At 66.8% G+C, this 12235-nt stretch carries 14 protein-coding genes; 7 read left to right on the forward strand and 7 right to left on the reverse strand.

Annotation, left to right across the window (positions count from 1 at the left end; all coding sequences use genetic code 11):
* The first annotated feature begins 74 nt into the window (after positions 1-74).
* Positions 75-1370, forward strand: coding sequence for an acetyl-CoA C-acetyltransferase (locus ACSYS9_RS00620; RefSeq protein ID WP_099551602.1), 1296 nt, complete (start codon positions 75-77; stop codon positions 1368-1370).
* A gap of 230 nt (positions 1371-1600) precedes the next feature.
* Here ACSYS9_RS00620 and ACSYS9_RS00625 read toward each other — a convergent pair whose 3' ends face one another.
* From ACSYS9_RS00625 to ACSYS9_RS00635, 3 genes are all read right to left on the reverse strand, one after another.
* A complete protein-coding gene (locus ACSYS9_RS00625) occupies positions 1601-2896 on the reverse strand; it encodes a heme biosynthesis HemY N-terminal domain-containing protein (RefSeq protein ID WP_032130162.1) in 1296 nt (431 codons plus the stop codon).
* A gap of 6 nt (positions 2897-2902) precedes the next feature.
* On the reverse strand, positions 2903-3880 hold the full coding sequence (locus ACSYS9_RS00630) for a uroporphyrinogen-III C-methyltransferase (protein WP_071228808.1): 978 nt from the start codon (positions 3878-3880) through the stop codon (positions 2903-2905).
* Between the two features lie 104 nt (positions 3881-3984).
* Positions 3985-4794 (reverse strand): uroporphyrinogen-III synthase, encoded by an 810-nt coding sequence (locus ACSYS9_RS00635; protein WP_071228807.1) that lies wholly within the window; start codon positions 4792-4794, stop codon positions 3985-3987.
* Positions 4795-4829: 35 nt separating this feature from the next.
* Between ACSYS9_RS00635 and ACSYS9_RS00640 the strand changes: the two genes are divergently transcribed.
* The 5 genes from ACSYS9_RS00640 to ACSYS9_RS00660 all read left to right on the forward strand — a co-directional run bounded on the left by ACSYS9_RS00640 (position 4830) and on the right by ACSYS9_RS00660 (position 7915).
* Entirely contained in the window at positions 4830-5297 is a 468-nt protein-coding gene (locus tag ACSYS9_RS00640) for a YiiD C-terminal domain-containing protein (RefSeq protein WP_005407593.1), read from the forward strand.
* Between the two features lie 32 nt (positions 5298-5329).
* Positions 5330-5755: a hypothetical protein gene (locus tag ACSYS9_RS00645; protein WP_049423133.1), complete on the forward strand. Its 426-nt coding sequence runs from the start codon at positions 5330-5332 to the stop codon at positions 5753-5755.
* 57 nt (positions 5756-5812) lie between these two features.
* Positions 5813-6250 (forward strand): rhodanese-like domain-containing protein, encoded by a 438-nt coding sequence (locus ACSYS9_RS00650; RefSeq protein ID WP_004134671.1) that lies wholly within the window; start codon positions 5813-5815, stop codon positions 6248-6250.
* A gap of 100 nt (positions 6251-6350) precedes the next feature.
* Positions 6351-6869, forward strand: a complete 519-nt coding sequence (secB, locus tag ACSYS9_RS00655) for a protein-export chaperone SecB (RefSeq protein WP_005407596.1) — start codon at positions 6351-6353, stop codon at positions 6867-6869.
* Positions 6870-6889: 20 nt separating this feature from the next.
* Positions 6890-7915 (forward strand): NAD(P)H-dependent glycerol-3-phosphate dehydrogenase, encoded by a 1026-nt coding sequence (locus tag ACSYS9_RS00660; protein WP_005407597.1) that lies wholly within the window; start codon positions 6890-6892, stop codon positions 7913-7915.
* A 144-nt stretch (positions 7916-8059) separates the two neighbouring features.
* Here the strand turns inward: ACSYS9_RS00660 and ACSYS9_RS00665 are convergent, their stop codons facing one another.
* Positions 8060-8536 (reverse strand): YybH family protein, encoded by a 477-nt coding sequence (locus ACSYS9_RS00665; RefSeq protein ID WP_071228806.1) that lies wholly within the window; start codon positions 8534-8536, stop codon positions 8060-8062.
* 115 nt (positions 8537-8651) lie between these two features.
* On the opposite strand from ACSYS9_RS00665, the gene ACSYS9_RS00670 reads away from it, so the two are divergent.
* Complete coding sequence (locus ACSYS9_RS00670) at positions 8652-9317, forward strand: Ivy family c-type lysozyme inhibitor (RefSeq protein ID WP_071228805.1); 666 nt, start codon at positions 8652-8654, stop codon at positions 9315-9317.
* A gap of 36 nt (positions 9318-9353) precedes the next feature.
* Here the strand turns inward: ACSYS9_RS00670 and ACSYS9_RS00675 are convergent, their stop codons facing one another.
* The 3 genes from ACSYS9_RS00675 to ACSYS9_RS00685 form a co-directional block, all read right to left on the reverse strand.
* A complete protein-coding gene (locus tag ACSYS9_RS00675) occupies positions 9354-10736 on the reverse strand; it encodes a HipA domain-containing protein (RefSeq protein WP_081352329.1) in 1383 nt (460 codons plus the stop codon).
* Positions 10733-10954 carry a helix-turn-helix domain-containing protein gene (locus ACSYS9_RS00680; protein WP_200881082.1) on the reverse strand — a complete coding sequence of 74 codons (222 nt, stop codon included), beginning with the start codon at positions 10952-10954 and terminating at the stop codon, positions 10733-10735. Before ACSYS9_RS00680 ends, ACSYS9_RS00675 begins: the two co-directional genes overlap by 4 nt.
* 440 nt (positions 10955-11394) lie before the next feature.
* Positions 11395-12081, reverse strand: a complete 687-nt coding sequence (locus ACSYS9_RS00685; RefSeq protein WP_071228804.1) for a hypothetical protein — start codon at positions 12079-12081, stop codon at positions 11395-11397.
* Between the last annotated feature and the right edge of the window lie 154 nt (positions 12082-12235).

Below are 12235 nucleotides of genomic sequence, written 5' to 3' on the forward strand. Positions count from 1 at the left end.
CACAGGGCGGCAGCTACACTTGACTCCATTATGCCTGCTCCGTCGTGCAGGCCATGTTGCAGACACCCTCATCCATGCCAGGTATCTCCATGCCCAACGCTCGTCCCGTCGCCATCCTCGGTGGCGTCCGCATTCCGTTCTGCCGCCAGAACACCGCGTATTCGGATGTCGGCAACCTTGGCATGTCGGTCCGTACGCTGGGCGCGCTGGTCGAACGTTTCGGCCTGCACGGCCAGCAGCTGGGTGAAGTGGCGATGGGTGCGGTGATCAAGCACTCCAGCGACTGGAACCTGGGCCGCGAAGCCACGCTGTCCTCCGGCCTGTCGCCGTTGACCCCGGGCATCACCCTGCAGCGCGCCTGCGGCACTTCGCTGGACAGCATCATCACGGTTGCCAACAAGATCGCGCTGGGCCAGATCGAATCCGGTATCGGTGGCGGTTCGGACACAACCTCCGACGTGCCGATCGTCTACGGCAAGAAGCTGCGCGCGCGCCTGCTGGCCGCCAACCGTGCCAAGAGCACCGGCGACAAGATCCGCGCGCTGACCGCTGGCTTCAAGTTCTCCGAGCTCAAGCCCGAGTTCCCGGGCGTGGCCGAGCCGCGCACCGGCAAGAGCATGGGCGACCACTGCGAGGACATGGCCAAGGAATGGAACATCTCGCGTGACTCGCAGGACGAGTGGGCGGTGTCGTCGCACAAGAAGCTGGCTGCCGCCTATGAGCGCGGTTTCTTCAACGACCTGATCGCACCGTTCCGTGGTGTCGAGCGTGACAACATCCTGCGCCCGGATACTTCGCTGGAGAAGCTGGCCACGCTGAAGCCGGCGTTCGACAAGGTTTCCGGCCGCGGCACGCTCACCGCCGCCAACTCCACGCCGCTGACCGACGGCGCCGCCGCGGTGCTGCTGGCCAGCGAAGAGTGGGCGCGCGCCCACGGCCATGAGCCGCAGGCCTATCTGCGTGACGCGCACGTCTCGGCGGTGGACTTCGTGCATGGCGAAGGCCTGCTGATGGCGCCGACCGTGGCCGTGCCGGAGATGCTCAAGCGCAACGGCCTGACCCTGCAGGACTTCGACATCTACGAGATCCACGAAGCTTTCGCCGCGCAGGTGCTGTGCACCCTGCGTGCGTGGGAGAGCGAGGATTACTGCCGCAATCGCCTGGGCCTGGATGCACCGCTGGGTCGCATCGACCCGGACAAGATCAACCTGCTGGGCTCGTCGCTGGCCACTGGCCACCCGTTCGCGGCCACGGGCGCACGCGTCATCGCCACTGCCGCCAAGCAGCTGGCCGAACGCGGCGGTGGCCGCGCGCTGGTGTCGATCTGCACCGCCGGCGGCATGGGCGTAGTGGCGATCGTCGAGCGCTGATCGTTGCGACCGCGCGCCAACCAAGGTTGGCGACTACCGGGAATGCGCGCTGGATCTGCTTTGGTAGATGCCGACCTTGGTCGGCCATGCGATGTCATCGTTCGGAAGATGTCAGAGCGCCAACCAAGGTTGGCGACTACCGGATTTCACAGATGAAAACGCCGCCCAATGGGCGGCGTTTTTTCTGCTCCGGTGGGTGCCGACCGTTGGTCGGCACACTTCAGCAGGAATCACGGCAACCGCGGATTGCCGAATTCGTCGCGCTCTTCGTTGGCGTCATACACCGGCGGCTGCACCGTAACCGGCTGCTCCTCCACCGTGGCACGCAGCGGCGCTTCGGTGCCGCGCACCAGTTCCACGCTGTCCTCGCCACGCTGCAGTCGCAGCGCATTGGCCAGGCACTGCGCAGCCAGCGCGTGCTCGCCACGCTGTGCGAACAGCTCACCCAGTGCCTCCCACGCCGGGGCACCGGCGCCCGCGGCGATGGCCTCGTGCAGGAACGCATCGGCGGCATCCCACTGCTGCTGGGCCAGGGCCACGCGGCCCTGTGCCAGGCGCAGCGCAGCCGAGCTGTCGTGCACGTTGCGCCAGCGCGCGAGGTTGGCCTGACGCGTGGCCAGGCGCTCGGCCGGCAGGCGGCCATACAGCGCCACCAGTTCGTCGTCCCAACGCTGGTCCAGTGCCTGTTCCAACGCCAGCAGCGCCGGTTCGTCCCAGTTCAACGCAACCGCACGGCTGGCATACGCACCCACCACGTCCGGGGTCGGTCGCAGTGCCTTCGGCGTGGCTTCCCACTGCGCGGCCAGCGCATTGACGTCGGCTGCTTCCAGCAGCGCCTGTGCGGCCAGGCGTGCTTCCAGTTCGCTGTTGGCGTCGGCCGGCAGCACCTTGCTCTGGCGCAGTGCACCCAGCTGGCCATACGCCTCGTGGGCGCGGCCGGCCTGTGCCAGCGCTTCGGTACGCAGCCACAGGCCGCGCGGCGGCAGCGGCTGGATCGTCGCCACATCCAACGCGTTGATCGCATCCACCGGCAGATCGCGCGCCAGCAGCTGTTCGGCGCGTAGAAGCGCCTGCAGGGTGGCATCGCTCTCGCCCAGGCGCTGCAGCAGGGCTTCACCGGCGGGGCCGTCGGCACGTGCCTGCGCACTGCGCACGGCATTGGCCAGCGCCACCGCGCTCACTTCCGGATCCTTGGCGGCACCATCCAGCAGCTTTTCCGCGCGCTGCCACTGGCCGTGCTCATAGGCCTGCAGGCCGTCGATCAGGCGCACCCGGCCCTGCTTGCGGCGGTAGCGGCCCCAGGCGCGGAACGGTGCAGCGATCAGGCTCCACAGCAGCCACAGCACCAGCACCGCGATCACCGACAGCAGTGCCACCTTGGGCAGGTTGCTGTGGTAGTCGTAGCCGCCGTAGCGCAGGGTCACTTCGCCGAAGCGGTTGAGGTCATCGGCGCCGAGCCATTGCGCGGCCACCACGCCGATGGCCACGGCCAGCAACAGCACGACCAGGGATTGCAGGGGTTTCATGGGGGATTACCTCCGGTCGGTCTGGGTGCGCAGTTGCTGCAGGGTGCTGCCAAGAACGCTGTTGCTGGCCTGCAGCGGAAGCTCGCGCAAGGCCTTCAGTTCAGCACGTTGCGCGCGCAGGGCCGGTGAATCCGGCCAACGCCGCTGTGCCCAGTGTTCCACGCGCGCCAACGCGGTATCGCGACCGGTGCGGTCGCCACGTTCGATTGCGGCACGCGCCAGGGTCAGTTCCAGCTGCAGCGCATCGTCGGCATTGCGGCGTTCGGCGGCGGTCAGCGGGCCATTCTGGCGGCTCGGGGTGATGTCCACGAACGGTGCCAGCGTGGCCTGCCACCAGGGCTTGCCGGCGCCGGGCGCGGTGCTACCCGTCACCTGCGAGGGCAGGCCCTGCAGGGCCTTGGCCAGGGCATCCAACCGCTGCAGCGATTGCACGCGCGGGCCGGTGCCCAGCGCATCCAGTGCATCGCGTTCCTGTACCAGGGCCTGGCGCAGGTTCAGGCCGTCGCTGTCGGGCAGATCGGCCAGCGCGGTGGCGGCCTGTGCATACAGGCGGCGTGCGCCTTCCACGTCGTCGGCGTAGTTCAGGCGCTGCGCCGCCTGGGTCAGCAGCAGTTCGGCCTCATCGCGCTGTACCGCCTGACGGCCCTGGTTGGCGCTGTCGGCCAGCTTGGCCAGGTTCTCTTCCAGCAGCGCACTGCGCTGGGAAAGGCCCAGCATCTCGTCGCGCAGCACGCGGTTGGTGGTCGCCGCATCCTGCAGGCGCTGGCTGGTTGCGCGCTGGTCGCGGCGCAATGCATCCAGCGTCGCCTGCAGGCCCTGCAGCTGTACGGCCGTGGTCTGCGCCTGCGCTTCCTGTTCGTTTTGTTGCTGCTGCCAGACGTACCAGCCGGCATAGCCGCCCACGCCAAGCACGACCACCCCGGCCAGCGGCAGCAGCCAGCGCACGGGTCGACGGGGCGGGGAAACGGGCGGAGTCTCGTTCATGGGGCTTCCTTGTCGGCACCGTCGCCGGTCAGGTTCCGGCAGGCCGCGTTGTGCACAGCATCACTGTTGCCGACCACAGCGGCAAGCGTGACCCACGTCCCTGTTCAGTTCGCTGCCGGGACGGTGAGCGTGGCGTGTGCAGCCGCCACCAGCTGGGCGGTGGTGGGCCCGGCCGCGCGCGCCACGCGCTGCAGCCCCAATGCGTGCGCCTGTTCGCCCAGCCGTTCGCTGGCCACGACGGCGGTGGCATGTGCCTGACAGCGTTGCTGCAATGCCGGCGGAAGCTGCTGCCAGAAATGCAGCAACGCCTCACCACTGCTGACCGCCAGCACCCACGGATACGCTGAATGCGCCAATCGATCCAGCGTGCGTGGCGACAGGCGCAGCAGGCGACGCTGATAGACATCGGCGCGCTCGATGCTGCCGCCGGCCGCCTGCAGTTGCGCAGCAATCAGGCCGCGCCCGCCGGGGGCGGTCACCAGCCCGATGCGCAGGCCGCGTACGTCCGCCAGTACCGGCAGCGCCAGCAGGCCCTCGCTGTCCATCCGCTGCGGCGCATGCACCTCGGCGACGCCCTGCGCCCGCAGCGCGCGCGCGGTGCCTTCGCCCACGGTCAGCCACGGGCTGCGTTGTGCCTCGGCCAGTGGCAACAGGGTGGCGGCTGCGGTAACGGCGGCCGGGCTGGTGAACACCACCCGATCGCAGTTCAGCGCGCGTTGCAGCTGGTGCACCACTGGCGTGCCGTTCAGGCGCTCCAGGCGCCAGGGTGGCAGGGCCAGCACATGCCCGCCCAGCCCAGCAACGGCGCGGCGCAGCGCGGAATTCTGGCCCTGCGGTCGCAGCGAAATGAAGGTCCAGCCCGGTTCGGAACCGGCGGCGCCAGTGGGTATCGTATGGTCGGCCATTGCCTGCATTATGCGGGCCCTTCGTTGTCGTGGTCCCTGCTCCGATGTCCGTTGATGCTCTGACTTCCTCGCTGGCCGCCCTACAGGACGTGCTTGACTGCATGCCGGCGGTCCGCGCCATGCAGATCCAGCTCGACGGCTATGCCGATGGCGTGCTGCGCATCACGGCGCCGCTGGCCGCCAACGTCAATGACAAGGGCAACGCCTTCGGTGGCAGCCTGGCCTCGGTGCTGACCCTGTCCGGCTGGGCACTGGTCAGCCTGCGCCTGCGCCTGGCCGGCCACGATGCCGAGGTCTACGTGGCCGACAGCAACCTGCGCTACCTGGCACCGGTCTACGAAGACCTGCACGCCCATGCCGAAGCGGCCGAGGCCACTGGCTGGGATGCCTTCCTGAACACCTTCCGCCAGCGCCGCAAGGCCCGCATCAGCATCATCGCCACCCAGCCCGGTGCCGATGGCAAGCCCGCCGCCGAGTTCAGCGGTCGCTTCGTTGCCTTCGCCAAAGGGTAGGATGGCAGGCTGACGTTCTGGGGAAACCACCGATGCGCCGCCTCATCCAGTTCCTGATGTGTTCCCTGCTGCTGGCCAGCGCCGTGGCTTCGGCAGACGACCTGAGCCGCAAGCAGCGCAAGCTGCTGGAAGAGACCCAGATCGCCTACGGCGCCACCATCCGCTGGGGCAGCATGGACGATGCCATCGGCTATCTGGACCCCAAGCTGCGCAAGGAAAAGCCGCCCACCGAGTTCGAGCTCAACCGCTACGCGCAGCTGCGCGTGTCGTCCTACCGCGAGCGCAGCAGCGCCGCGCTGGACGGGGGCCTGGTCGAGCGCCGGGTCGAAATCGGGGTGATCAACCAGAACACCCAGGCCGAACGCACCGTGGTGGTGGTCGAGCGCTGGCGCTGGGATGCCGAGGCCAAGCGCTGGTGGCAGACCGCCGGCCTGCCGGACCTGTGGAAGGGGCAGTGACGGGCCGCGTCCGGCTTGTGCGACAATCGGCGCCCGCTTAATCGACCCGTGACCTGAGTGAATTACGAAGAGTTGCTGGCCTTTGCAGGCCGAAACCCGATGCTGTCCGCGGCCCTGGTCGGCCTGACCGTGGCCATCATCGTCACCGAGATCCGCCGCCTGTTCCGGGGCTTCAAGGGCATCAAGCCCGCCGAACTGACCCAGCTGATCAACGCGGGTGGCACGGTGGTGGTCGACCTGTCGGCCAGCGGTGACTTCGAGAAGGGCCACATTGCCGGCAGCCGCAATGCCCAGGCCAGTGCCTTCGGCCCGGACAACAAGCTGGTGGCCAACGCCAAGCAGTCGCCGGTGGTGCTGGTGTGCCGTAGCGGCAACGCCTCGGAAACCGCCGCCAAGGCGCTGAAGAAGGCCGGCTTCGAAAAGGTCTACGTGCTCGACGGCGGCATTCCCGCCTGGCAGCAGGCCGAGCTGCCGCTGGTCAAGGGCCGCAACTGATTGCCGCAGGTGGCGGATCCGGCCTTGTATGGGCCTGATCCCGCCCCCATCGCAGTAGTTCGACCATCGTTTTCATTGCATTCACCTGGAGTTACTGGAAATGTCCGAAGAGATCACCAACGGCGCCGCTGCGCCGGTCGATGCCGCTACCGGCCCTGCTTTCACCGTCGAGAAGATCTACGTCAAGGACGTCTCCTTCGAGTCGCCGAACGCTCCGACCATCTTCAATGACCAGGTGCAGCCGGAACTGCAGCTCAACCTGAACCAGCAGGTGCAGCGCCTGGGCGAGAACGCCTTCGAAGTGGTGCTGGCCGTGACCCTGACCTGCCAGGCCGGTGAGCGCACCGCCTACGTGGCCGAAGTGAAGCAGGCCGGCGTGTTCGGCCTGGTCGGCCTGGACCCGCAGTCGATCGACGTGCTGCTCGGCACCCAGTGCCCGAACATCCTGTTCCCGTACGTGCGTCAGCTGATCAGCGACCTGATCCAGGCCGGCGGCTTCCCGCCGTTCTTCCTGCAGCCGATCAACTTCGAAGGCCTGTACGCAGAAACCCTGCGCCAGCGCCAGGAGCAGGGCGACGCACCGTCGCTGGCTGACTCCGAGCCGGCTGGCAACGCCTGATTCCTGCCGCGACGTCACGGATGAGCACTACCGCTGACAAGATCGCCGTGCTTGGCGCCGGTTCCTGGGGAACCGCGCTGGCCAGCCTGCTCGCACGGCACGGTCACCCGACCGTGCTGTGGGGGCGCGACGCTGCCGTGGTCGAGGCCATCGACCAGCGCCACGAGAACCCGCGCTACCTGCCGGGCATCCCGCTGCCGGACAGCCTGCGTGCCACCACCGACCTGGCGTCGGCAGTGGAGGGCGCCGCCTGGATCCTGGTGGTCACCCCGTCGCATGCCTTCGGTGAAACCGTGCGTGCGCTGGCGCCGCTGCGTCCGGCCGGTGCCGGCGTGGCCTGGGCCACCAAGGGCTTCGAACCTGGTTCGGGCCGCTTCCTGCATGAAGTGGCGCGCGAAGTGCTGGGTGAGGACGTGCCGCTGGCCGTCGTCACCGGTCCGTCGTTCGCCAAGGAAGTGACCCAGGGCCTGCCGACCGCGATCACCGTGCACGGCGACGTGCCCGAGTTCGCGCAGACGGTGGCCGAGGCGATGCATGGCCCGGCGTTCCGCGCCTACACCGGCGACGACATGGTCGGTGCCGAGCTGGGCGGCGCGATGAAGAACGTGCTGGCCGTGGCTACCGGTGTGGCCGACGGCATGCAGCTGGGCCTCAACGCCCGTGCCGGCCTGATCACCCGTGGCCTCAACGAGATGCTGCGCCTGGCCGCGGCGATCGGCGCCAAGCCGGAAACGCTGATGGGCCTGGCGGGCCTGGGCGATCTGGTGCTGACCTGCACCGGCGACCTGTCGCGCAACCGCCGCCTGGGCCTGGCCCTGGGCCGCGGCCAGACGCTGCAGGATGCCGTGCGCGAAATCGGCCAGGTGGTCGAGTCGGTGCAGACCGCCGACGAAGTGATGCGACAGGCACGCCGTCATGGCATCGACCTGCCGATCTCCGACCGCGTGCGTGCCGTGCTGCACGGCGAGCAGACGCCGGAAGAAGGCCTGCGCGCATTGCTGGCGCGGGAACAGAAACCGGAATATCCGGACACGCTGTTCAAGTGAATCGAAAAACCCCGGCCACGTGCCGGGGTTTTTTCTGCGCGCGCCCCATCCACGCATGGCGTGGATCTACGACGGAACCCGCTTCTGGTAGCTGCCAACCTTGGTTGGCGCTCGGTAGCGCCGGGCCATGCCCGGCGGCATTCATCAACGCGATCGCGGCGGCGCGCTGGTGTTGTCCATGTCCGAGAAGATCAACCACGGCCCGTCGCCCACGCGCTTCAGCGTCAGCGTGAACTTGCCGGTGTCATCTGCGTTGTTGCCATAGGTGTAGGCACCGATGATGTAGCCGACGTTCCCCTCCACCGAGTACGCCAACGCACGCAGCCGCAACGGGCTGCCGCCCTGGCCGGCATACGCGGCCTCGATCGCGTTGCGTCCGCGCACGGGGGGCTGGTTGCTCTGCAGGATGAAACCATCCTCGGCGAACAATCCGGCCAACGCCTTGGCATCGCCCGCACGCCACGCCTGTTCGTAATCGCGCAGCACGCGATCCAGAGGCGCGGGCAGGGCCGCATCAGGAAGAGGCTGTGCGGGCTTCGCGCCTTCAGCATCGTGGGCGATGGCCGGCGATGCCAGCAGCAGGGCACTGCAGAAAATCACGGCGAGTCGTGTGCGGTGCATGCGTCCGGCTCCAGGCGATGACGGGAACGTGCGAACGCATCCTAGCGCGCTGCTGGTTAGAATCACGCAGGCGCCCGCGCGGCGGCATGCACCGCAGATCAGACAAGGACAAGGAATGAAGATTCGAATAACAGGGATGGCACTGACGGCCGCACTGCTGGCCGCCTGCGGACAGGCACCAGCGCCGGATGCAGCACCGACCGCACCGGCACCAACCACCGAAGCACCTGCGGCCACGGCAACGGTGGTCGAGCAGGCGCCGTCCATCGAAGACGGCGTAGACCCTTCGGTGTGGGACAACGAAGGCGAACCGGAAGACCCGAGCGCCGGCGGAGAACTCACCTGTGCGGACAACCCGCTGGCGACGCATTTCTTCACCCTGGTGGGCGGTAACACCGTGGACGACTGCGGCCGCAAGGACCCGAAGGTGCTGGCCGCGTTCAACGCCCTGATGAAGAACACAGCCGCGGCCGAATCTGCTGACAAGGAGATTCCGTCGCTGCGCGAACGCCTGTTGAGCGGGCCCAGCGGGCCCGGCGAGCTGGTGGTGCTGCAGGGCGAGCCATGGTGGTTCTACACCGCCTGCCAGGCCCACGACTGCCCCGGCACCGCATTGGCGATGCTGTACTCGCCCGATCAGTCGAAGATGGTCGGCCGCCTTACCGCGCGCTGCCGAATCTGGTGGCTGGGTGAACCCAGCGACGAGCAGCGCGCGCTGATCGAGCGCGAGCAGCCGGTGGACAAAGCGATGCTGAAGGAAGAAGGCGAGTCCTGCGAGTAATCGGTGGTGACGCCGGATGATGTTCCGGCGGCCGCATCATGCCGGTGAAAGCTGCCTCACCATGTCGGCGATGATCACGTGGACCAGTGTTCTCAGGAAATGCACTTCGCCTTCCAGGGTTGGTCCGATGTCGAAACGGGTCGACCATTGCTGGTTTTCCTGCAGCACCAGCGCGTAAAGCGCCTGGGCTTCGCTCGTGATGCGGTCGATCTGATGGCGCAGCTGCCGGGTGGCAGCCGGCCTTCCCAGGCCCAGCGCTTCACCGGCAGAAACCAGATGCTCGAAACGAAGGTCGTGGAAGCGCGCGACACCGAGAATGGGCCACGACAGTTCCGAGCGTTCTGGCCAACGTGCGCCCTCGTCGGCATACGCGCGGGTCTCGTAACATGCGGTGGACAGCAGGTCGTAGTGGGGGGCCAGTTCGATGCCCCTGCTGTCGACCAGGAAGCTCAGGTTCTTCAGGTGCGCATCGTTGTTGCCGGTGAGTACATTGAAGATCAACCAGTCGAACAGGCGGACGCGCGTCTTGAGCTTGCTTCTGCATTGCTCGACGATGACCTTCAGGGTGTCGATGCTGCCGAGCGTGTACTTGAACTGCCGGTCGAGGTTGAGCAGCTGGCAGGCGTCGATGGCATGACGGCGATGGATGGCATCGGCGGTGATTTCGCGATCAAAGCGCTCGATGATGAAGACCGGCTCCGGTACGTAGCGGCGCTCGATCTTCGGCACCTGCAGCCCCATGCGCTGTGCAAGGCGCATCACGAACCACTCGTTGGCCACGCTGTGGGGATAACTGCTGCTGGTGCTGTCAGGCTTGAGGATGTGGGTCGAGGGCTCGGCGCCCAGAGGTTGGTAGAGTTCTCCCCCTGTCTCGATGATCGCCAGCTTGTGCTGGGCACCTGCCAGTGACATGCGCTTGGCGGCACCCGCCGCAAGCGACTTGCGTGGCAGGCCTTGGATACGCGTGGAGAGTTCCGCATCGGGCAGTGGTTTTCTGCCGCCGGGTGGCAGGCGCTCGCCTGGAGGCAGCAGCGTCAACGAGCCTGCCGATTCCGCGCCATAGGCGGCCAGCAATGCGAACGCGTCCGCGCCATCCACCCTGGCATCGGTTGCCATCAGCGTGCGTTGCTGCTCTTCCGGCAGCAGATTGTCGAAGTACCACTGCACGGGGCGTTGGCTGGAGCCATCGAGGATGGCGGTGTCTTGCAGTGGCAACGCAGGCGCCAGTGGAAACCGATGTGCGCTGCCGAGCCACTCCGGCGCATAGGTGAAGCGCCACAGGTTTGCTGCTTCGGTCAGGCGGCCCACCGGCGCTTCGTCGATGCTGACCTGCAGTTCGCGTGGTGGAAGCGGATAGTGCAGTCCAGACAGGACGGTCGTTGTAATGACGTCCTTGAGATCGATACGGGGGGCGCTCATGGCACCTTCCCGTTGGCACGTTTGGCCAGCAGGGCCATCGCTTCGTCCGGCACGTCGATTTCGACATGCAGCCCCAGCTCGTCAAGCACGGTGAACAACTTGCCCCATTGCACCGTGGTACCGCCGCGTTCGACCTTGGCCAGGAAATTCTCGCTGACCCCGATGCCTTCGGCGGTTGCATCCTGGCGCAGTCCCTGATGCTTGCGGGCGGCTCTCACCAGTGGTCCCAAGGCCTCAGCCTTCTCAAGCCTGATCTTCAATGGGAACTCCCCCAGCAGAGCCTGACGCTCTGGATTCGACCCATCGTCTATACCATAGAATCCTCACTGCAGTGAGGATTCTTCGCGCAGAACCCAGGATTCCTTAGAATCCTTTCGATCTTGAGGATTTTTTCGCAAAAGAGCTGGATGCAAGAAAATCCTCATTGAAACAAGGATTTGTTTGCAAAGGTGTCCAGCCCGCAAAAAATCCTAATGAACTCAAGGATTTTTTTGACGTCGTGGGAGCGCGATGCCTCATCCGGTCCATATGGGCAGCGCCACGAGGGTGGGACGTCCGCGATGAGTGGGGTCCAGGTGGGGCCTGCCAGGAGCGCACCCGGGAACCTCTGCCTGCAGCGCAGGCTCGCATCGTCAACAGGCCGCAGGCAAAGCGTCTGTTACTTGCTCGCGCGCCGCGCGCCTTTCTCGTCTTCGTCCTTTGCTTCGCCCCGGCTCTGCGCGAACTCCGGGAACGTCTTCGCGATCGAATCCTTGTCCGGAAGGATGTAGAACACGCCGCCCTTCTCGAACGTGGATTGCACGATCTGCTCGTAGAACGCAGGCGTGACGTTGATGCAGCCGTGCGTAACGCGGTTGTCGTCCGGCGAAGGTGATGCCAGCCGTTCGGCGCGCTTCTCTTTCGGAGTGCCTGGCGGCAGCGGGTGCATCGAAACGGCGGAATCGTAGTCCACCCACAGCACGCGACCGGCATCGTCGGAGGGGCCATAGCCACCAATGAAACGGCCCGCCGGGGTAGTGCGGTCATGGCCTGGAATCGCACTCAGCGCGAGCTTGGCAACGCCGGGTGCGGAGTGATCGCCGATGGCCGAACCGAACAGCGCCGGTGCGGCACCGCGCAGCTTGCCGTCTCCACCGAAGACCAGTACCTGCGCAGCCGCCTTGTCCATGATCGCGAACGGATAACCCTGGTTGTCCTTGCTGGCGACTACCCAGCCGGCCAGTTCGATCACCGTCTCGGACACGCTCTGGTCAGCGGGCAGTTCATCGACTGCGGCGACCGGGGGTGCAGGTGCGTCCTTGTCCCTGGCGTTGGCTACGCCGCTGCACGCAACGGCCAGTGCCATGGCCAGTGCGGCATGGAGGGCGCGGCGCGCAGGGGAGGAGGAGGTACGAATGGGACGGCTCCTTGCAGTGCAATCTTGGTGGAAGGATGCCAGTGGCCGGCGAAGGCCACTGGTTCCCGATACAGAGGTGGATCAGTTCAACCGGTGAGGGAGC

This window comes from Stenotrophomonas sp. STK17_22 (genome assembly GCF_051983905.1).
GTDB classification, from domain to species: Bacteria; Pseudomonadota; Gammaproteobacteria; order Xanthomonadales; family Xanthomonadaceae; genus Stenotrophomonas; species Stenotrophomonas maltophilia_A.

Excerpts from the sequence above, each read along its gene's own strand:
- ACSYS9_RS00670 (WP_071228805.1), top strand. The coding sequence starts at position 8,652 with ATGAAGATTCGAATAACAGGGATGGCACTGACGGCCGCACTGCTGGCC.
- ACSYS9_RS00685 (WP_071228804.1), bottom strand. The coding sequence starts at position 12,081 with ATGGCACTGGCCGTTGCGTGCAGCGGCGTAGCCAACGCCAGGGACAAG.
- ACSYS9_RS00640 (WP_005407593.1), top strand. The coding sequence starts at position 4,830 with ATGTCCGTTGATGCTCTGACTTCCTCGCTGGCCGCCCTACAGGACGTG.
- ACSYS9_RS00620 (WP_099551602.1), top strand. The coding sequence starts at position 75 with ATGCCAGGTATCTCCATGCCCAACGCTCGTCCCGTCGCCATCCTCGGT.
- ACSYS9_RS00645 (WP_049423133.1), top strand. The coding sequence starts at position 5,330 with ATGCGCCGCCTCATCCAGTTCCTGATGTGTTCCCTGCTGCTGGCCAGC.
- ACSYS9_RS00675 (WP_081352329.1), bottom strand. The coding sequence starts at position 10,736 with ATGAGCGCCCCCCGTATCGATCTCAAGGACGTCATTACAACGACCGTC.
- ACSYS9_RS00630 (WP_071228808.1), bottom strand. The coding sequence starts at position 3,880 with ATGAACGAGACTCCGCCCGTTTCCCCGCCCCGTCGACCCGTGCGCTGG.
- ACSYS9_RS00625 (WP_032130162.1), bottom strand. The coding sequence starts at position 2,896 with ATGAAACCCCTGCAATCCCTGGTCGTGCTGTTGCTGGCCGTGGCCATC.
- ACSYS9_RS00660 (WP_005407597.1), top strand. The coding sequence starts at position 6,890 with ATGAGCACTACCGCTGACAAGATCGCCGTGCTTGGCGCCGGTTCCTGG.
- ACSYS9_RS00635 (WP_071228807.1), bottom strand. The coding sequence starts at position 4,794 with ATGCAGGCAATGGCCGACCATACGATACCCACTGGCGCCGCCGGTTCC.
- secB (WP_005407596.1), top strand. The coding sequence starts at position 6,351 with ATGTCCGAAGAGATCACCAACGGCGCCGCTGCGCCGGTCGATGCCGCT.
- ACSYS9_RS00665 (WP_071228806.1), bottom strand. The coding sequence starts at position 8,536 with ATGCACCGCACACGACTCGCCGTGATTTTCTGCAGTGCCCTGCTGCTG.